Genomic DNA, 18,479 nt, shown 5'->3' with positions numbered 1-18,479 from the left:
CGAATATCAGGGTTGCGCCGGGGCTCCCCGGCGTCGCCCTTGCATCGGCAGGTTCCTACTTCACCGCCGAGAAGGCAGTCGGCGTCAGGAGCTGGCTGACGATATTGCCGACGATCTGGCCGTCCGCTTCGCTCTCGGCGCGTGCTTTCATCCAATCCGGATCGGTCATGAACGCGCCCCACTTCTTCTCGCGCTCGGCGAGCGAGTCCCAGGCCAGGAAATAGGTCAGCTCCTGATTGGAGTCCCCGATCAGCGTCGTGAAGAATCCGGCCTGCTTGATGCCGTGCTTCTCCCAGATCTTCAGCGTCGCGGTCTCGAATCGCTTGAGCAGCGCCGGCAGACGGCCCGGCACGCAACGATAGATGCGCATTTCGTAGATCATTCTTGTTCCTCCCTGACCAAGTCGGGCGGTTATAACGACTGGTCCTGACGGTGTCTTGAGCCCCGCCCGACCGCCCCTGTCGCGTTCCGCGCATGGCTGGGGCCCGCTCAAGGCCATTCTGTCGCGGCCGGTTCCCGCAATGCTGCCGCAATGGTACGGCCGCTAGAATGACACGGGTGAGGTTGAGGTGCCGGATCATGCGGATTTTGCTCGTCGAGGACGAGGCCGAAATGGCCGACGCGCTGGCGTCGGCGCTGAAGCGCTACGACATGGTGGTGGACCATGCCCCTACGCTCGCCGAGGCGGAGGAGGCCATCTCTGCCGACGTCCACGCCGCCGTCCTGCTCGATCGCCAGCTTCCCGATGGCGACGGTCTCGCCTTGATCCCGAAACTGAGGGCGCGCGCCGACGGCGTGCCGATCATCGTGTTGACGGCGCGCGGCGAGGTCGCCGACCGCGTCGCCGGGCTCGACCGCGGCGCCGACGACTATCTGGCCAAACCGTTTGCCGTCGAGGAGCTGCTGGCGCGGCTGCGCGCGGTGCTGCGGCGGCCGGCGGGCCTCTCCCCTGATGTGATCCGCGCCGGCCGCCTCGCCTTCGACCTCAGTCATCGCGAGGCCAGCATCGACGGTGTGCCGCTCGAGCTGCCGCGCCGGGAGCTGCTGGTGCTCGAGGCCCTGGTCCGCCGCATGGGCCGGACCGTGCTGCGCTCGGCGCTCGAAGAGGCGGTCTACAATTTCGACGACGAGATCCAGTCGAACGCGCTCGACACGCACGTGTCGCGGCTCCGGCGAAAGCTCGCGGAAGCCGACGCGGGCATCGAGATCCACGGAATCCGTGGCGTCGGCTATCTTCTCAAGAAGCTGCCAGCCTGAAGAAGCTGATATGAGCAAGCACGACGATCCCTATTGCCTGCGCTCGCGGTTGAGCTGGCGCCTGCTCTCGCTTCAGGCCGCGATCCTGGTCGCGCTGGTTGCGGTCGTCCTCGCCGGGCTCTGTGCCTCCGGCTTCGTGCTGGCCGAGCGCGACGAGGACCGCGTCATCGACGTCGTCCAGCACGCGCTCACACGCGAGGCGCAAGGCGGATTGGCCTTACAGCCGACCGCAGAGCTGAAGCAGTTGCGCAGTGAAACACCTGACCTCTGGTTTCTGGTGCGCGACCGGCAAGGTCACTCGCTCAGCGAAGGCACCGTGCCGGCCGAATTCGCTGCGATCGGCAACGGCCTCGACCAGATCAGCCAGGCGCGGCTCGGCTGGCAGATGTTCGAGGACGACCCGCACAAGCCGGCGGCACGGCTGAAGCGGGTCGACACCGATGCGGGCAACGTGCAGGTCATCACGGCGACACAAGGACGTTTGACCGGCGCCAGGGCGCTGTACATGACATCCCTTGCGTTCCTCGGCATCGCCCTGCCCGGCCTGCTGCTGATGGGAACGGCGACTTTCATCGCCACGCCGATGATCGTGCGGCGCGCGTTCAGGGGGCTCGATAGCGCGGCGGACGAGGCGCGGCGCATCGACATCCATCAGCGCGGCGCGCGGCTGCCGGTGGAGCGCATCCCGCTGGAGGTCATGCCGCTCGTGAGCGCGATCAACGACGCGCTGGCGCGGCTCGACCAGGGCTATGCCCGCCACAAGCGCTTCGTCGCCGACGCCGCGCACGAGCTTCGGACGCCGATCGCGATCCTGAACACGCGGCTGGAGTCACTGGCCCCTGGGCCGGACAAGACCCGTCTGCTGGAGGATTCCGCGCGGCTGGCGACGCTCGCCGAACAATTGCTCGATATCCAGCGGATCGACCGCTGCGGCCATCCCTTCACGCGCGTCAATCTCGTCACCGTTGCGCAAAGCGTCGCCGCCGATCTCGCGCCGCTGGCGATTGCCGCCGGCTACGAGCTGGCCCTCGACGCGCCGGCGACACCGATCGAGACCATCGGCGATGCGGCGGCGCTGGAGCGCGCGCTGACCAATCTCGTGCAGAATGCAATCCAGCACGGCCCGCGCCGCGGCACGATCGGGATTCGCGTCAGCAGGCCTGCGAGCATCGAGGTCGCGGACGAAGGCGCCGGCATTCCCGCCGATCAGCGCGAGCAGATCTTCGAGCCGTTCTACCGGCTGACGCCGCTCGATCGCGGTGCCGGCCTCGGCCTCAACATGGTGCGCGAGATCGTGCAGCTGCATGGCGGCCACGTTTCGGTCGCGGACGGACCGGAGGGCGGCGCCTGTTTCCGGATGACGCTGCCGGAAGTGCGGCAGAGCTGATTCAATTCGCATTCGCACAGGTCAGCGCAATGCTGTCGCAATGCGCTCCCGCGACACTGCATGCGTCGCACCTCATTGAGGTGCAAAGCAAGATTCCGGAGTGCGCATGCCCAACGATTTTCTTTCCTTCTTCCTGTCCTGGATGTCGTCCCCGCGTCGGGTTGGCGCGGTCGCACCGTCGGGTGCGGCGCTCGCCGATCTCATCACGCGCGAGATCAGCGCAACGACGGGTCCGATCCTCGAGCTCGGTCCCGGCACCGGCGCGTTCACCTACAAGCTGCTCAAGCGCGGCGTCCGTCCGCAGGACCTCACGCTGATCGAATACGGCTCCGACTTCATGAAGCTGCTGCAGATGCGCTTTCCCGGGTCGCGCGTGCTGTGGATGGACGCAGGCCGGCTTGCGACCGAGCGCCTCTATGACGGCGCTCCCGTCGGCGCCGTCGTGAGCGGCCTGCCGCTGCTCAACATGTCAACGCGCAAGGTCGTCTCGATCATCGGCGGCGCGTTCAGCTATGTCCGCCCTGGCGGCGCCTTCTACCAGTTCACCTACGGCATGAGCTGCCCGGTGCCGCGGCCCGTGCTCGATCGGCTCGGCCTGCGCGCCAAACTCGTCGATCGCGCCTTGCTGAACGTGCCACCTGCCGCCGTCTACAGGCTGACGCGGCGGCCGCAGATGAAGCTGGTGGCGGGATCGCTCGCGCCAGAACCGTCAGCGCGGGCCGCGTTGGAGCCGATGCATCGCGCGAGCGACTACTCCGCCGCGCGCTGAGCCATCACACCAGCCGGCTCTGCACCATCGCCGCCTGAATGAACGAGGCGAACAGCGGGTGCGGCTCGAACGGCCGCGACTTCAGCTCGGGGTGGAACTGGACGCCGATGAACCAGGGATGGTCCTCGTACTCGACGATTTCAGGCAGCACGCCGTCGGGCGACAGGCCCGAGAATTTCAGACCGTGCTGCTCGAGGCGATCCTTGTAGGCGGTGTTGACCTCGTAGCGGTGGCGGTGGCGCTCGGAAATCTCGGTCGCGCCGCCATAGACCTGCGAGACGCGGCTGCCGCGGTTGAGCGCAGCGGGATAAGCGCCGAGCCGCATGGTGCCGCCGAGATCGCCGGCCTGCGAGCGCTTCTCGAGCTCGTTGCCGCGCAGCCACTCCGTCATCAGGCCGACCAAGGGCTCCTTGGTCGGGCCGAACTCGGTGGAATTGGCGTCCTCGATGCCGACGAGATTTCGTGCGGCCTCGATCACCGCCATCTGCATGCCGAAGCAGATGCCGAAATACGGCACGTCGCGCTCGCGCGCGAACTGCGCCGCCCTGATCTTGCCTTCCGCACCACGCTGGCCGAAGCCGCCGGGCACCAGGATGCCGTTGACGTGCTCGAGGAACGGCGCCGGATCCTCCTTCTCGAAGATCTCGCTCTCGATCCAGTCGAGGTTGACCTTGACCTTGTTGGCGATGCCGCCATGCGAGAGCGCCTCGATCAGCGACTTATACGCGTCCTTCATGCCGGTATATTTGCCGACGATGGCGATGGTGACGTCGCCCTCGGGATTGCGGATGCGTTCATTGATCTGGTGCCAGCTCTTGAGCACCGGCGGGATGCGCGCTTCGATACCGAAGGCGGCGAGCACTTCGTCGTCGAGGCCCGCCGCGTGATAGGCTTCGGGCACGGCGTAGATGCTGTCGGCATCGCGCGCCTCGATCACGGCGCTTTCACGCACGTTACAGAACAGCCCCAGCTTGCGCCGCTCTTCCTTCGGAATCTCGCGGTCGGTGCGGCAAAGCAGGATGTCCGGCTGGATGCCGATCGAGCGCAGCTCCTTGACCGAGTGCTGCGTCGGCTTGGTCTTCAGTTCGCCGGCGCTCGGAATGTAAGGCAGCAGCGTGAGGTGGATGTAGATGGCGTGATCGCGCGGCAGCTCGTTCTTGAGCTGACGGATCGCCTCGAAGAACGGCAGGCCCTCGATGTCGCCGACGGTGCCGCCGATCTCGACCAGCACGAAGTCGTAATCGTCGTTACCGGAGAGGACGAATTCCTTGATGGCGTTGGTGACGTGCGGAACCACCTGGATGGTCGCACCGAGATAATCGCCGCGGCGCTCCTTGGAGATGATGTCCTGGTAGATGCGTCCCGTGGTGATGTTGTCCTGCTTGGTCGCAGGCCGGCCGGTGAAGCGCTCGTAGTGACCGAGATCGAGATCGGTCTCCGCGCCGTCATCGGTCACGAACACTTCGCCGTGCTGATACGGCGACATCGTTCCGGGATCGAGGTTGAGATAAGGGTCGAGCTTGCGGAGGCGGACCTTGTAGCCCCGGGCTTGCAACAGCGCACCGAGTGCCGCTGAAGCCAGACCCTTGCCGAGCGAAGAAACCACGCCGCCGGTGATGAATATGTACCGCGCCATGGGACTTAACCTCTAATCCCTCGAATTCGATTCGCCAAAGCGATTCGTATTCCGCCCCAAAGATTTTGCGGGCCTGTGGGTGATCCAGAACTAAGAGTGGTGACAGTGCCTTGATGGGGGTTGTTGACGCAGGACGGTAGCCACCGCCCTGCATGGCCCCCCTGCTTTATTGCGAGCGCGGCACCTGCGGGCCGCTCGGAGCCGGCGCCTGCTGCTGCTCGTCGGCCTTCTTCAGCGAATCCAGGATGCCGCCCGAGGTCGGCGGCGCGATCGGCGATCCGCCGGCCGGCTGGCCCTGCGAGGCCGGCGTGCCGATGATCGACGACGGCGCACGGCTGTAGCCCGCATGCCAGGACAGGAACATGCTGGTGAGGAAGAAGCCAGCGGCGAGGATCGCGGTGGTCCGCGTCAAGAGGTTCGCGGTGCCGCGGCTCGACATGAAACCTGCGCCGCCGCCCATGCCGAGGCCGCCGCCTTCCGACTTCTGGAGCAGGACGGCGCCGATCATGACGGCGACGATCATGAGGTGGATGACGATGACAACGGTCTGCATAGTATCCTTCCGTCACAAGCGGGCGGCGCCTGACGGCGGCCAATCGCGCTTCGCGGGTTTCCTGAAGTTGCGCGGTGTTACACGATCGGAGGGGCCAATGCCACCCCCGATCAGCCGGGACTAACGGTTTGAATTAGCTAGGGGCAGCCCTTCGCAATCGCAAGGAAATCGGCCGCTTTCAGGCTGGCGCCGCCGACCAGGGCCCCGTTGACGTTCTTGACCGCCATCAGCTCGGCCGCATTCGAGGGCTTGACCGAGCCGCCGTAGAGGATGCGCATCTTCGCACCATCGGTCTTGAACCGGGAGGTCAGGAGCTCCCGGATAAACCCATGAATCTGCTCGACATCCTGGGCCGTGGGGGTGAGCCCGGTGCCGATCGCCCAGACCGGCTCATAGGCCACGACGAGATTCGCGGCCGTCGAGCCCTCAGGCAGCGAGCCGGCGAGCTGCCCGCGCAGGATGTCCAGGGTCTGGCCGGCATCGCGCTGGGCTTGGGTCTCGCCGATGCAGACGATCGCCGTCGCACCGGCACGCCAGGCGGCCTCGGCCTTCTGCCGAACCAGGGCATCGCCCTCGCCGTGGTCGGCGCGGCGCTCGGAATGGCCGACGATGATGGCGCTTGCCCCGGCGTCAGCCAGCATTTCGGCGGCGATATCGCCGGTATGGGCGCCGGAGGCCTTGGGGTGGCAATCCTGGGCGCCCACCGCGACCTTCTTGCCGCGCGCCTTGTCGGCGAAGGCCGCAATCAGGGTCGCAGGCGGGCAGACCAGCAGATCGGCCTTGCCGATCACCTCGGCCGCGCCGTCGAGCATGGCGTCGAACTCGGCAGCCTGGGCCTTCAGGCCGTTCATTTTCCAATTGCCGGCGATCAAGGGGCGGATGGCGTCGGTCATGTCAATTTCCAGCAAAATGAGGTTTGTGCATGCGCTAGCAGAGGACCTGCCGCAGTTCCAGATTCTTGTTTTGACGCGTTTTCCTGACGCGAACCGGGGTCCACTTCGCTCGAAAACGCTTTGAGGCTTTTAACCGCAGCCGCAAACGGTCGCCGGACCCGAGGTTGCGGGGGGAAAGCCGCCACTTTATGATGATTGATCAATTTGGTGACGCGCTTTTGCGGAATCTGCATTAAGACGCGCTCCCGTTCCCCTCCTGCTCAAACAAGTTGGACCAAATGCTTCGAGGAATGCGCAAGGCCTCATCAAACTGGCTCGGCAAGACCATTATGGCCGTGGTGATGGGCGTGTTGATCGTCAGTTTCGGCATTTGGGGCATCGCCGACATCTTCAAGGGCTTCGGGCAGTCCACGGTGGCCAAGGTCGGCAGCACCGAGATTTCGCTGAACGAGTTCCGCCAGATCTACACGGACCGCCTGCAACAGATCAGCCGCCAGTTCGGCCGTCCGCTGACGCCCGACCAGGCCCGTGCCTTCGGCCTCGACCGCCAGGTGCTGCAGCAGACCATCGCGGAAGCTGCCCTCGACGAAGAGGCGCGCCGGCTCGGGCTCGGCCAGTCCGACGACCAGATCCGCCAGGTCATCATGAACGACCCCAACTTCAAGGGCGTCGGCGGCAGCTTCGATGCGAACCGATTCCAGGCCGTGATCCGCAATTTCGGCTATACCGAGCAGCGCTACGTCGCCGAGCAGCGCAAGGTGTCGCTGCGCCGGCAGATCACCGGCACGATCGGCGCCGGCCTCGAGCCGCCGAAAGCCATGATCGACGTGCTGACGCGCTTCCAGAACGAGCAGCGCGCCATTGAATTCGTCAGGCTCGACGCCGCCCAGGCCGGCCAGATCGACGCGCCCTCGCCCGAGGCGCTCTCCGCCTATTTCGAGGACCACAAGGTCCAGTTCCGCGCGCCCGAATACCGCAAGATCGCCTTCGTCGTGGTCTCGCCGGAAGAAATCGGCAAGTGGAGCGAGGTCTCCGACGAGGACGCCAAGAAGGTGTTCGAGCAGCGCAAGGACCGGCTCGGCACGCCGGAGAAGCGCCAGATCCAGCAGATCGTGTTTCCCAACGTGACCGACGCGCAGGCCGCACGCGAGCGCCTCGTCGGCGGAATGTCGTTCGAGGATCTCGGCAAGGAGCGCGGGCTGAGCGCCTCCGACGTCGACCTCGGCCTCGTGACCAAGTCTTCGCTCGCTGCCGCCGTCGGCGATGCCGCCTTCGCGCTTCCCGCCGGCGAGATCAGCCAGCCGATCCAGGGCGGGCTTGGCGTCGCGATCGTCAAGGTCGACAAGATCGAGCCGGGCAAAGAGGCGGACTACGCCAGCCTTGCCGGCGACATCAAGCGCGAGATCGCCACCGAGCGCGCGCGCGTCAAGGTCGCCGATCTCCGCGACAAGATGGAAGATGAGCGCGGCGGCGGCTCCAGCGTGATCGACGCGGCGCAGAAGCTCGGCCTCACCGCCGTGACCATCGATGCGGTCGATCGTTCCGGCCGCGCCCCGAACGGCCAGCCGGTCGCCAACATTCCGCAGGGCCTCGACGTGGTGTCGCAGGCCTTCAACACCGATGTCGGCGTCGACAACGACTCGATCTCGTTCAAGGGCGGCTACGTCTGGTACGACGTGCTCGCCATCACGCCTTCGCGCGACCGCAATCTGGACGAGGTCCGCGACCAGGTCGAGGCGCGCTGGCGCCAGGACCAGATCGCCACCAAGCTGAAGGCCAAGGCGACCGAGATGGTTCAGAAGCTCGAATCCGGCGGCAAGCTCGCCGATGAAGCCGCAGCGATCTGGGCCAAGGTCGAAACTGCAACCGGCTTCAAGCGCGACGACACGCCCGCCAGCGTGCCCGCAGCCGTCGTGGCGGCTGCCTTCCGCACCGCCAAGGACGGCGTCGGACAGACGCCGGTGACGGGGGGTACCGAGGTGATCGTGTTCCGCGTCACCGAGATCGTCGATCCCACGGTCGACGCCGCCTCCGACGCGGTCAAGAAGCTGAAGGAGAGCCTCGACCGTGCCCAGACCGAGGAGCAGGTCGCTTCCTACGTCAACAAGCTTGAAACCGACATCGGGACCACCATTAATCAGGCCGCCTTCGCGCAGGTGACCGGCGCGAACCAGCAATAAGTTGAAAGCACGCGATGGACGACCTAAAATCGATCATTGGAAAAGTAGCGACCGGCGCCAGCCTGTCGCGTGAGGAAGCGGCTTCCGCCTTCGACGCCATGATGAGTGGCGAGGCCACGCCCTCGCAGATGGGCGGACTGTTGATGGCGCTGCGGGTGCGCGGCGAAACCGTGGACGAGATCACCGGCGCTGTTACGGCGATGCGCTCCAAGATGCTGACCGTGACTGCACCGCCCGAGGCCGTCGACATCGTCGGCACCGGCGGCGACGGCTCCGGCTCGGTCAATGTCTCGACCTGCGCCTCCTTCATCGTCTCGGGCGCCGGCGTGCCGGTGGCCAAGCACGGCAACCGCGCGCTGTCGTCGCGCTCGGGCGCCGCCGACGTGCTGGCCTCGCTCGGGGTGAAGATCGACCTCAGGCCCGATCAGGTCGGCCACTGCGTGCGCGAATGCGGCATCGGCTTCATGTTCGCTCCCGCCCATCACCCGGCCATGAAGAACGTCGGCCCGACCCGGGTTGAGCTTGCAACACGCACGATCTTCAATCTGCTCGGCCCCCTGTCCAACCCGGCCGGCGTGAAGCGGCAGATGGTCGGCGTGTTCTCGCGGCAATGGGTGCAGCCGCTGGCGCAGGTGCTGAAGAACCTCGGCTCCGAATCCGCCTGGGTGGTGCACGGCTCCGATGGTCTCGACGAGATCACCCTCACCGGCCCGACCTTCGTCTCCGCGCTCCACAATGGCGAAATCCGCAATTTCGAGGTGACGCCGGAGGATGCCGGCCTGCCGCGCTGCGAGGCCGGCGCGCTCAAAGGCGGTGACGCCGACGCCAATGCAATCGCCCTGCAGAGCGTGCTCGACGGCAAGCCGAGCGCCTACCGCGACGTCGCGCTGATGAACGCCGCCGCCGCATTGGTCGTGGCCGGCCGCGCCAAGGACCTCAAGGAGGGCGTCGCGATCGGCACGAAGTCGATCGACAGCGGCGCGGCCAACGCGAAGCTGAAGCACCTGATCGCGATCTCGAACGGCTAAGCCTGACATGTCGGACATCCTGACCAAAATCGAAGCCTACAAGCGCGAAGAGATCGCAGCCGCCAAGCGCGCCGAGCCGCTGTCGACGGTCGAGGCGAAGGCCAAGGCGCAAGCCGCACCGCGCGGCTTCCTGCGCGCGATCAAGGCCAAGCACGCCAATGGCGACTACGCGCTGATCGCGGAGGTGAAAAAGGCCTCGCCGTCGAAGGGACTGATCCGCGCCGATTTCGATCCGCCCCTGCTCGCCAAGGCCTATGAAGCCGGCGGCGCAGCCTGCCTGTCGGTGCTGACCGACACGCCCTCGTTCCAGGGCCATCTCGACTTCATGGTGGCGGCGCGTGCAGCGGCGGCACTGCCGGTGCTGCGCAAGGATTTCATGTTCGACACCTACCAGGTGGCCGAAGCGCGCGCGCATGGCGCCGACTGCATCCTGATCATCATGGCCGCGCTCGACGATGCCACGGCAAAGGACCTCGAGGACGCCGCGATCGCTTACGGCATGGACGTGCTGATCGAGATCCACGACCGCGCCGAGCTCGACCGCGCGCTCAGGCTCCGCTCGCCGATGATCGGGGTCAACAACCGCAATCTTCGCACCTTCGAGACCACGCTCGCGACCAGCGAAATGCTGGCGCCGCTGATCCCTAAGGACCGGCTGATGGTCGGCGAGAGCGGCATCTTCACGCCCGCCGATCTCGCCCGGCTCGAGCGCGTCGGCATGTCGACCTTCCTGGTCGGCGAGAGCCTGATGCGGCAGGCCGACGTCACCGCCGCGACGCGCACGCTGCTCGCGCGCGAGACCGCGCGCGCCACGGGCACGCGCTGATATGGCGCGCAAACCTGCCAAGGCGATGCCGTCCAAGAAAGCCCCCCCGGCCCTCACCCATATCGACGCCTCCGGCGAGGCGCGGATGGTCGACGTCTCGGACAAGCCCGCGACCGAGCGCCTCGCGGTCGCCGAAGGCCGCGTCGTCATGACCAAGGCGACGCTCGACCTGATCGTGTCCGGCAACGCCAAGAAGGGCGACGTGCTCGGCACGGCCCGGATCGCCGGCATCATGGCCGCCAAGCGCACCTCGGAGCTGATCCCGCTCTGCCATCCGCTGGCCTTGTCGAAAGTGACGCTCGACATCGAGCCCGACGTGAAGCTGCCGGGCTGCCTCGTCCGCGCCAGCGTGAAGGTCACGGGTCCGACCGGGGTCGAGATGGAGGCCCTCACGGCCGTTTCGGTCGCCTGCCTCACCATCTACGACATGATCAAGGCGGTCGAGCGCGGCGTGCGCATCGAGGGCATTCATCTGGTCGAGAAGCTCGGCGGCAAGTCCGGCCATTACCGCGCCTGACTGCGCAATCCGCTCTATTTCGCCTCGCGCTGCCGCTCGCGATAAGCGCGCGTCTTCATCCGGTTGCCACATAGCGTCGACATGCACCACCGCCGCGTCGACGGCTTTGAGCGGTCGAAAAACACGCGGCGGCATTCCTCCGACGCGCACGTCTTGAGCCGGTCCAGCGTTCCCACCAGGGTCGCGTCATGAAGCTCGATCGCGATGGCCGACAGGCCGGCGAGCGCATCTTCGCGCGTTGCCGACAGCGTTGCGCCACGCCCTGCGTGCGCCTCCACCCGCAACGGAAACGGCGCGAGCGCCTCATTGAGAGTGCCGAGAACGCTCTTGTTCCGGAGCCGCTCGCTCGGCTCACACTTCAGATAGGCACGCAAGGCCTCGCGCAGTCTTAGCGCCGTCTCGAACATCGCGGGCGTGACACGCCCGCCCCCGGCACCCAGGCCGCGTTCCCGCATCCAGTCCGCCAGTTCCTTCGGCCCGCCGAGCGCATCGCTCTCCGGATGCTCCACGCCGAAATGCGTGAAATGGCGGACATCGAGCGTGTTGGCGAAATCGTAGACGTTCGCCAGCGCGTCGGGAACCTGGAATTTGCGCGACTCTCTCGACATCGGAACACCAAAGATTTGAACACCAGTAAAACAGATTTACTGGTTGACAGCAAGCGACACCTGTATCTTATCTATACTGGTGTCGATCGATCCTTCGGGGGTCGAGCGCCTCTGCAATCATCGGAATGGAGAATCGAGCCGTGGCCGACGCCCTGCACTATCTCGAACTCACCACGCTCGCGGCCCGCCTCAAGGCGCGCGAAATCTCGGCGCTGGAGGTGACGCGCGCGCAACTTGACCGGATCGATTGCATCGACCGCGATCTCGGCAGCTACGTTCACGTGATGGCGGAAACGGCCATGGCCGAGGCGGAAGCCGCGGACGCCGACATCGCGCAGGGCCGGTATCGGGGCCCCCTGCATGGCGTGCCGATTGCGCTCAAGGACCTGTTCTGGACCGAGGGCGTTCCGACGGCGGCCGGCACCACGCTTCATCGCGACTTTCGTCCCCGCGAAGACGCAACCGTCGTCCACCGGCTCAGGAACGCGGGCGCCGTGATCCTCGGCAAGGTGCAACTCACCGAGGGCGCCTATGCCGATCACCATCCGCTGGTGAAACCGCCGAAGAATCCGTGGAATGCGAGCTACTGGCCGGGTATTTCGTCCAGCGGATCGGCGGTCGCGACGGCTGCCGGACTTTGCTTCGGCTCGCTCGGATCCGACACCGGCGGCTCGATCCGCTGGCCCTGCGCTGCCAACGGCCTGACCGGGCTGAAGCCGAGCTGGGGCCGCGTCAGCCGCCACGGCGCGTTCGAGCTTGCCGCGACGCTCGACCATGTCGGACCGATCGGCCGCAGCGCGGTCGACGCCGGCGCGCTGCTCGGCGTCATCGCCGGACACGATCCGAACGACCCGACGTCGCTGGTCGATCCGGTGCCCGACTATCTGGCTGCCGCCGCACAGGACGTGCGGGGCTTGCGGATCGGCGTCGATCCGGTCTGGAACAGCGACGACGTGGACGTTGCGACCCAGCGCATGCTGGCGGACGCCATCGATGCTTTTCGCGCGCTTGGCGCCGACACCGTCAATGTCCGATTTCCCGACGTCACACAGGCAATCGCCGATTGGACGCCGAACTGCGCGGTGGAAGCTGCGGTCGCGCACGAGGCGACCTATCCCGCCCGCAAGGATGAGTATGGTCCGATCCTCGCCTCCGTGATCGAGACCGGCCGCGCTCTCTCTGCTCTCGACTATCAGAAGATCCTGCTGCGACGGCTGGCGCTGCGCGGCCGGGTGACTGCGCTGTTCGAGACCATCGACCTGCTGCTGATCCCGGTGCACCCGTTCCCGCCGGTGACACTTGCCATGATCCAGACGCTCGGCGAGCAGCCGGATCTGATCGCGAATCTGCAGCGCTACACCTGCCCGTTCGACATGACCGGTCATCCCACGATCACGCTGCCAGGTGGCGCATCGGCAGACGGACTGCCGATCGCGTTCCAGCTCGTCGCCGCTCATCTCGACGAGGCCATGCTGGTGCGCGCCGGCGCGGCGTTCCAGCGGGCCACATCGTGGCATCGTCGTCATCCTTCCCTCACCGCGCGGAGGCCGCATTGACGATTCAATCCACACTCGCTCGGCGAAACATCTTCCATGGCTGGTTCGTCGTCGCGGCGGCATTTGCCGTCATGTTCGTCGGCTTTGGTTCCGCCTACACGTTCAGCGCGTTTCTGGAGCCGCTCCAGCGCGATTTCGGCGCCTCGCGCGGCTCGATCTCGCTGGTGTTTTCGATCGCGGGCTTTCTGTACTTCGCGCTCGGCCTCGTCAGCGGTCCGCTCGCCGACCGGTTTGGCTCGCGTCCGCTGGCCGTCGCCGGCATGATCCTGGTCGCGGTCGGACTTGCGGCCGCGAGCGCTGCACGCTCCCTTGTCGAGGTCTATCTCGCCTACGGGCTCGGCGTCGGTCTCGGCGTCGGCTGCGCCTATGTTCCCGCGATCGGCGCGGTGCAACGCTGGTTCGTCAGGCGCCGCGGCTTTGCCTCAGGGCTCGCGGTGAGCGGCATCGGGCTCGGCACGCTGGCGATGCCGCCGCTCGCCTCATTGCTGATCGCCTCGGTGGGCTGGCGCGAGGCCTATCTGGTGCTGGGCGCGATCGCGCTGGCGCTGGGCGGCGGTGCGGCGCTGCTCATCGAGAACGATCCGAAGGGCCGCGGCCTTGGCCCCGACGGCGATCCGCCTCGCGAGGCCGCGGGCGCAAGCAACGCCGGCGGCGCTTCGGTGCGCGAGGCAGTCCGGTCGACGCGGTTTGTCGCCCTCTACGTATCCTGCCTGGTCTGCTCGTTCGGCGCCTTCGTTCCGTTCGTCCATCTCGTGCCTTACGCGCGCGACCACGGGGTCGCGGCGTCCTCCGCCGTTCTGCTGCTCGGCGTGATCGGGGCCGGCAGCACCGCTGGCCGCTTCTTTCTCGGCGCGCTCGCCGACCGGTTGGGCCGTGACCGTTCGCTGGTCCTGGTCCTGATCGGAATGGCGTTCGCGATGGTAATCTGGGCCGTCGCCGCGGATGTCTGGCCCCTCGCCGCTTTCGCCTTCGTCTACGGCGTGTTCTACGGCGGCTGGGTCGCGGTGCTCCCCTCCGTGGTCATGGATCATTTCGGCGGCCGCAATGTCAGCGGCATCATCGGCATTCTCTACACCAGCGTGGCATTCGGCACGCTGGTGGGCCCGAGCGCGGCCGGCTTCGCCTATGACGTCAACCACAGCTACGCGTTGCCGATCCTGCTCGGTGCCGCCGCGAACATCGTCGCGGCGCTGATCGTGGCGGCGATCCCGGCGCGCAGCGGAGCCCATGCGATCAGCGCAGTGAAGAGCTGATCGCGGTGAATTTGCTGTTGAGCTTGGAGCCCATGCCGTTCACGACGGTGATGATGGCCAGCGCGATGCCGGCCGCGATCAGGCCGTACTCGATCGCGGTTGCCCCACGCTCGTCGGCAAGGAAGTCCTTCAGGGTGTTCTTCATCGTTGCGTCCTCTCTGTGTCGTCAGCAGGGATCTCGCAAATCGCGTGCCAATCCCGACGCGAGGATCCCCAACACGTTAGATGGTTAGGCCTTGGTTGATTGTGGCGTGGCCGGCAGGAATTGACCGGCCCCCTCGAAAGCTTTCGGCAATTCCTGCCCCCGACATTGCTGGACCTCGATTGCATTTGTGCGCGAGCGTTCACACGGCGTTAACCGCGCTTCCTAACTTCGCCTCCACACCGTTCCCGTAAACCAACGGATGTTTTCGGGGCCAAGAATTGATCCTGACGTGTGCACGGCAATGATCCAGCATGATGACGAGATTCGGCAGTCGCCTCTTTGACCACGCCTTCGTGCGCAGCGGACCGATCCGCTGGCTGGTGGTGGGCGGCGCTCTGCTGATCGCGGCCATCGCCATAGGCTCTGTCCTGATGGCCCAGAATTTCCGCGAGCGGGCGCTGCGCAACTCCAGCCGCGAGCTGGAAAACACCGTGCTGCTGCTCGCCCATCATTTCGATCAGCAATTGCAGGATTTCGCGATCATCCAGAAGGACTTCGTCGACCACGTCCGCACGACCGGAATCAGGACCGTTGGAGACTATCGCAAGCGACTCTCCGGCGAGGACGTCCACCGGATGTTGCGCTCGAAGATCGAGGCGCTGCCCTACATCGGCGGCGTCAACATCATCGATGCCGAAGGCAATCTGATCAATTCGTCGACGGCATGGCCGGCTCCGAAAGTGAACGTTGCCGATCGCGCCTATTTTCGCACCTTCAAATACGATCCCCATTCGCCTGATGTCCTGATCGAGCCGTTGCACAGCCGTATTTCCGGCGCCTGGACCGTCCTGATCGTGCGCAGGCTCGTCGGGCCGAACGGCGAGTTCCTGGGTGTCGTCGGGCGCGGCATCGAGCCCGCCAATTTCGAGACGTTCTTCGCCTCTGTCGCGCTCGGCGAAGGCGCGACGATCTCGATGCTGCATCGCGACGGCACGCTGCTCGCCCGTTATCCCCATTCCAGCGAATTGATGGGGCGGAATTTCAGAACAGGTTCATTCGAACAGCAGAGGGTCTTCGGGCTCGATCAATTCGCCGGCCGCTTCACGAGCCCCGTCGACGGAGAAGATCGGCTGATCTCCTCGCGCGCGCTGCCCCATTTCCCGATCCTGATGATGGCCAGCACGACGCGCGCCTCCGCCCTGACGGACTGGCGCGAGCAGATCGGCATGCTGATCTCGGTCGCGGCCGCCTCCGCGCTCGCCATCGCAGGCGTGCTGATCGCGGTCGTGCGCAAGCTGCTCGAGCAGCACCGGGCGTCGCGCGAGCGCCTGACGCTGGAGAAGCTGCGGCTCGACCGCGCCGTCAACAACATGACGCAGGGCCTCTTGCTGTTCGACGCCGAGCAGCGGCTGGTGGTCTGCAACCAGCGCTACATCGAAATGTACGGATTGTCGGCCAGGATCGTGAAGCCCGGCTCGAGCTTCCACGACATCATCGCCCATCGCAAGGCGACCGGCTCGTTCACTGGCGACGTCGACGACTATGTCGTGCGCGTGCTCAAGGGCATCCATGCGCGCAACTCCATGGTGGTCGATACCTCCGACGGCCGCTCGATCCACATCCTCAACGAGCCGCTCGCGGACGGCGGCTGGGTGGCGACCCATGAGGACATCACCGAGCGCCGCCGCATCGAGGAGCGCATCACCCACCTTGCCCATTACGACGCGCTGACCGACCTGCCCAACCGCACCATGTTCCACGAGCATCTGCGCGAAGAGGTGGCAGCCGTCGGCGACGACGAACAGATCGCGGTGCACTACATCGACATCGACGAGTTCAAGGGCGTCAACGACGCGCTCGGTCATCTCGTCGGCGACGAGCTGTTGAAATCGATTGCCGCAAGCCTGCGCCGCTGTGCCGGCCCGGCGGATTTCGTGGCGCGGCTCGGCGGCGACGAATTCGCCATCGTGCAGAGCGCGGTGACGTCGCTCGACCAGGTCAACGAGCTCGTCGCACGGGTCTTCGCGGCCATCCGCGCGCCGTTCGACTGCATGGGCCACCATCTCACCACCGACGCCAGCATCGGCATTGCGCTCGCGCCGGAACACGGCACGGCGCTCGACCAGCTCCTCAAGAACGCGGACATGGCGATGTACGCCGCCAAGTCCGCCGGGCGCCGCACCTATCGCTTCTTCGAACCGGAGATGGATGCCAAGGTCCGCGAGCGCCGGCAGCTCGAGATCGATCTGCGCCACGCCATCGCCCAAGGGGAACGCGATGGCGGTCTCGAGGTCTATTACCAGCCCTGCCTCAGCCTGAAGGATGATCGCATCACCGGCTGCGAGGCCTTGGTGCGCTGGCGTCATCCCGCGCGCGGCATGGTCTCGCCGGCGGAGTTCATCCCGATCGCCGAGGATACCGGCCTGATCAACGAGATCGGCGAATGGGTGCTGGCGACCGCATGCCGCGACGCCGCGAACTGGCCCGACGACATCCGCCTCGCCGTCAACGTCTCGCCGGTGCAGTTCAAGAGCGGCACGCTGGCGCTGAAGATCATGGCGGCGCTCGCCGCCTCCAACCTGCCGGCGAGCCGGCTCGAGCTCGAGATCACCGAGGCGGTGCTGATCCGCGACGACGACACGGCGCTGGCGATCCTGCACCAGCTCCGCGCCATCGGCGTGCGCATTGCGCTCGACGATTTCGGCACCGGCTACTCCTCGCTGAGCTATCTGCACCGCTTCCCGTTCGACAAGATCAAGATCGACCGCTGTTTCGTTGACGACATCGCCGGTCCCGACGGCTCCGCCAGCATCGTGCAGGCCGTCGTCAATCTGGCGGCCGCGCGCCGCATGACCACCACGGCCGAAGGCGTCGAGACCGAAGAGCAGCAGCGTCTGCTCCGCGCGCTCGGCTGCTCCGAGATGCAGGGCTATCTGTTCAGCGCGGCAAAACCCGCCGACAAGGTGCTGGAGCTGTTCGCGCTGCATCGCAGCCGGCTCGCCCAGCGCGGCGGCGTGAAAGCCCGCCGCCGCGAGGCCGGTTAGGACGGACCTCGGTTGTCGGCACAGCGGCATTCCCAGAAGCTATCCTCGAGACATACAACGCATGTCTGCTCGAGACGCTCCTTCAGGGCGTGTCGCGCGCGATGAAGGCGAACGGTCAGGTTGTTGACGGTCACGCCCAGATCGGCTGCGACCAGCTCCCGCGGCTCACCGCCGAGGTCCAACCTTCTGATCACTTCGGCATGCTCCGGCTTCAGCAGGGATAGATGGGTATGAAGGCACTCGCAGACCGCGGCGTTCGCCGCGGCATCCGGATCGGCTGCGAGACGCTCGTTGAGCTCATGCGGGAACGGCATCTCCCGCGTTCTGCTCTTTGACATCTGACGGTGAAAATCGGCGATGGTGGTCGCCAGGACCCTGCTCAACCAGCCTCGGACCGAATCCGAATCACGAATGTCGCTGGACCGCTCCAGCGCGCGCAACATGAACGCCTGGAGCACCTCCTCCGCCTCCGCCTTCCCGCCAAAGCGTCGCTGCAGATAGCTGCGGAGGCGATCGTAACTGCCGACGAGGGCGGCACGAACGACCGCGTCCTGCGCATCCGGGGAACCGGCTGTCCGCTCTGGAAGACTCTCGTTCGGCGATTTCATGACGCATCGTCCTTGCGCGACATTCGGTAGATTGCTTCGTTGGAGCGGGAGCGCGTCAAATCGGACACGGCTGCGATCCGCGGATGCGGCAGCCCCCGAACAAGAGTCGCGAAGATCACCGCTCGAACGTCGCTCACGCGGTCACCTCGCCTTCCGCAAGCCGATGATCGCGACGTCGGCGTTCTTCCGCTCAACACCCAGCGCGCGCGAGCAACGACC

The 18,479-nt window shown here is 66.1% G+C and carries 17 protein-coding genes; 10 read left to right on the top strand and 7 right to left on the bottom strand.

From position 1 onward, the window contains the following. Nucleotides 1-55: 55 nt before the first annotated feature. The gene (locus AABA84_RS31740; RefSeq protein ID WP_028141584.1) at nt 56-382 is read right to left on the bottom strand and encodes an NIPSNAP family protein; all 327 of its coding nucleotides are present in this window, start codon (nt 380-382) and stop codon (nt 56-58) included. A gap of 197 nt (nt 383-579) precedes the next feature. Between AABA84_RS31740 and AABA84_RS31735 the strand changes: the two genes are divergently transcribed. The 3 genes from AABA84_RS31735 (at nt 580) to AABA84_RS31725 (ending at nt 3,413) form a co-directional block, all read left to right on the top strand. Continuing rightward, entirely contained in the window at nt 580-1,257 is a 678-nt protein-coding gene (locus tag AABA84_RS31735; protein WP_338314089.1) for a response regulator transcription factor, read from the top strand. Nucleotides 1,258-1,267: 10 nt separating this feature from the next. Further along, complete coding sequence (locus AABA84_RS31730) at nt 1,268-2,644, top strand: sensor histidine kinase (RefSeq protein WP_338308008.1); 1,377 nt, start codon at nt 1,268-1,270, stop codon at nt 2,642-2,644. A 106-nt stretch (nt 2,645-2,750) separates the two neighbouring features. Then, entirely contained in the window at nt 2,751-3,413 is a 663-nt protein-coding gene (locus tag AABA84_RS31725) for a class I SAM-dependent methyltransferase (protein ID WP_212250954.1), read from the top strand. Nucleotides 3,414-3,417: 4 nt separating this feature from the next. On the opposite strand, the gene AABA84_RS31720 is transcribed toward AABA84_RS31725, so the two are convergent. The 3 genes from AABA84_RS31720 to tpiA all read right to left on the bottom strand — a co-directional run bounded on the left by AABA84_RS31720 (nt 3,418) and on the right by tpiA (nt 6,495). Continuing rightward, nucleotides 3,418-5,049, bottom strand: a complete 1,632-nt coding sequence (locus AABA84_RS31720; RefSeq protein WP_212250952.1) for a CTP synthase — start codon at nt 5,047-5,049, stop codon at nt 3,418-3,420. A 166-nt stretch (nt 5,050-5,215) separates the two neighbouring features. Next, the gene (secG, locus tag AABA84_RS31715) at nt 5,216-5,602 is read right to left on the bottom strand and encodes a preprotein translocase subunit SecG (RefSeq protein ID WP_018320274.1); all 387 of its coding nucleotides are present in this window, start codon (nt 5,600-5,602) and stop codon (nt 5,216-5,218) included. Between the two features lie 137 nt (nt 5,603-5,739). Then, nucleotides 5,740-6,495 (bottom strand): triose-phosphate isomerase, encoded by a 756-nt coding sequence (tpiA, locus tag AABA84_RS31710; RefSeq protein ID WP_212250951.1) that lies wholly within the window; start codon nt 6,493-6,495, stop codon nt 5,740-5,742. Between the two features lie 278 nt (nt 6,496-6,773). On the opposite strand from tpiA, the gene AABA84_RS31705 reads away from it, so the two are divergent. From AABA84_RS31705 to moaC, 4 genes are read left to right on the top strand one after another with little or no spacing between them, the layout of a single operon-like run. After that, nucleotides 6,774-8,675, top strand: a complete 1,902-nt coding sequence (locus tag AABA84_RS31705) for a peptidylprolyl isomerase (RefSeq protein ID WP_212250950.1) — start codon at nt 6,774-6,776, stop codon at nt 8,673-8,675. 14 nt (nt 8,676-8,689) lie between these two features. Next, entirely contained in the window at nt 8,690-9,703 is a 1,014-nt protein-coding gene (gene trpD / locus AABA84_RS31700; protein WP_212250949.1) for an anthranilate phosphoribosyltransferase, read from the top strand. 7 nt (nt 9,704-9,710) lie between these two features. After that, a complete protein-coding gene (gene trpC, locus AABA84_RS31695) occupies nt 9,711-10,529 on the top strand; it encodes an indole-3-glycerol phosphate synthase TrpC (RefSeq protein ID WP_212250948.1) in 819 nt (272 codons plus the stop codon). Nucleotide 10,530: 1 nt separating this feature from the next. Then, on the top strand, nt 10,531-11,046 hold the full coding sequence (moaC, locus tag AABA84_RS31690) for a cyclic pyranopterin monophosphate synthase MoaC (RefSeq protein ID WP_338314088.1): 516 nt from the start codon (nt 10,531-10,533) through the stop codon (nt 11,044-11,046). Between the two features lie 14 nt (nt 11,047-11,060). Here the strand turns inward: moaC and AABA84_RS31685 are convergent, their stop codons facing one another. Beyond that, the gene (locus AABA84_RS31685; protein WP_338314087.1) at nt 11,061-11,654 is read right to left on the bottom strand and encodes a CGNR zinc finger domain-containing protein; all 594 of its coding nucleotides are present in this window, start codon (nt 11,652-11,654) and stop codon (nt 11,061-11,063) included. 140 nt (nt 11,655-11,794) lie between these two features. Here AABA84_RS31685 and AABA84_RS31680 point away from each other — a divergent pair, with 140 nt between their 5' ends. Beyond that, nucleotides 11,795-13,210 (top strand): amidase, encoded by a 1,416-nt coding sequence (locus tag AABA84_RS31680; RefSeq protein WP_338314086.1) that lies wholly within the window; start codon nt 11,795-11,797, stop codon nt 13,208-13,210. Further along, a complete protein-coding gene (locus AABA84_RS31675) occupies nt 13,207-14,463 on the top strand; it encodes an MFS transporter (protein WP_212250943.1) in 1,257 nt (418 codons plus the stop codon). The genes AABA84_RS31680 and AABA84_RS31675 overlap by 4 nt, the downstream gene beginning before the upstream one ends. Here AABA84_RS31675 and AABA84_RS31670 read toward each other — a convergent pair. Beyond that, nucleotides 14,444-14,608 carry a Flp family type IVb pilin gene (locus AABA84_RS31670; RefSeq protein ID WP_212250941.1) on the bottom strand — a complete coding sequence of 55 codons (165 nt, stop codon included), beginning with the start codon at nt 14,606-14,608 and terminating at the stop codon, nt 14,444-14,446. The two genes, AABA84_RS31675 and AABA84_RS31670, sit on opposite strands and share 20 nt — an antisense overlap. Before the next feature lie 311 nt (nt 14,609-14,919). On the opposite strand from AABA84_RS31670, the gene AABA84_RS31665 reads away from it, so the two are divergent. Further along, a complete protein-coding gene (locus AABA84_RS31665) occupies nt 14,920-17,652 on the top strand; it encodes a bifunctional diguanylate cyclase/phosphodiesterase (RefSeq protein ID WP_338314085.1) in 2,733 nt (910 codons plus the stop codon). Here the strand turns inward: AABA84_RS31665 and AABA84_RS31660 are convergent. Continuing rightward, the gene (locus AABA84_RS31660) at nt 17,649-18,260 is read right to left on the bottom strand and encodes an RNA polymerase sigma factor (RefSeq protein ID WP_338314084.1); all 612 of its coding nucleotides are present in this window, start codon (nt 18,258-18,260) and stop codon (nt 17,649-17,651) included. The genes AABA84_RS31665 and AABA84_RS31660 overlap by 4 nt on opposite strands. Nucleotides 18,261-18,479 lie beyond the last annotated feature (219 nt).

This window comes from Bradyrhizobium sp. TM239 (assembly GCF_036247985.1).
Classification (GTDB): domain Bacteria; phylum Pseudomonadota; class Alphaproteobacteria; order Rhizobiales; family Xanthobacteraceae; genus Bradyrhizobium; species Bradyrhizobium ottawaense.
The sequence above is the reverse complement of the archived record's forward strand: the minus strand, read 5'-3'. Positions and strand labels throughout refer to the sequence as shown.

Coding starts and splice junctions, on each gene's coding strand:
- AABA84_RS31735 (WP_338314089.1), top strand. CDS start 580: ATGCGGATTTTGCTCGTCGAGGACGAGGCCGAAATGGCCGACGCGCTG.
- AABA84_RS31665 (WP_338314085.1), top strand. CDS start 14,920: ATGATGACGAGATTCGGCAGTCGCCTCTTTGACCACGCCTTCGTGCGC.
- AABA84_RS31670 (WP_212250941.1), bottom strand. CDS start 14,608: ATGAAGAACACCCTGAAGGACTTCCTTGCCGACGAGCGTGGGGCAACC.
- secG (WP_018320274.1), bottom strand. CDS start 5,602: ATGCAGACCGTTGTCATCGTCATCCACCTCATGATCGTCGCCGTCATG.
- trpC (WP_212250948.1), top strand. CDS start 9,711: ATGTCGGACATCCTGACCAAAATCGAAGCCTACAAGCGCGAAGAGATC.
- AABA84_RS31705 (WP_212250950.1), top strand. CDS start 6,774: ATGCTTCGAGGAATGCGCAAGGCCTCATCAAACTGGCTCGGCAAGACC.
- AABA84_RS31730 (WP_338308008.1), top strand. CDS start 1,268: ATGAGCAAGCACGACGATCCCTATTGCCTGCGCTCGCGGTTGAGCTGG.
- trpD (WP_212250949.1), top strand. CDS start 8,690: ATGGACGACCTAAAATCGATCATTGGAAAAGTAGCGACCGGCGCCAGC.
- AABA84_RS31720 (WP_212250952.1), bottom strand. CDS start 5,049: ATGGCGCGGTACATATTCATCACCGGCGGCGTGGTTTCTTCGCTCGGC.
- AABA84_RS31725 (WP_212250954.1), top strand. CDS start 2,751: ATGCCCAACGATTTTCTTTCCTTCTTCCTGTCCTGGATGTCGTCCCCG.
- AABA84_RS31660 (WP_338314084.1), bottom strand. CDS start 18,260: ATGAAATCGCCGAACGAGAGTCTTCCAGAGCGGACAGCCGGTTCCCCG.
- tpiA (WP_212250951.1), bottom strand. CDS start 6,495: ATGACCGACGCCATCCGCCCCTTGATCGCCGGCAATTGGAAAATGAAC.
- moaC (WP_338314088.1), top strand. CDS start 10,531: ATGGCGCGCAAACCTGCCAAGGCGATGCCGTCCAAGAAAGCCCCCCCG.
- AABA84_RS31740 (WP_028141584.1), bottom strand. CDS start 382: ATGATCTACGAAATGCGCATCTATCGTTGCGTGCCGGGCCGTCTGCCG.
- AABA84_RS31685 (WP_338314087.1), bottom strand. CDS start 11,654: ATGTCGAGAGAGTCGCGCAAATTCCAGGTTCCCGACGCGCTGGCGAAC.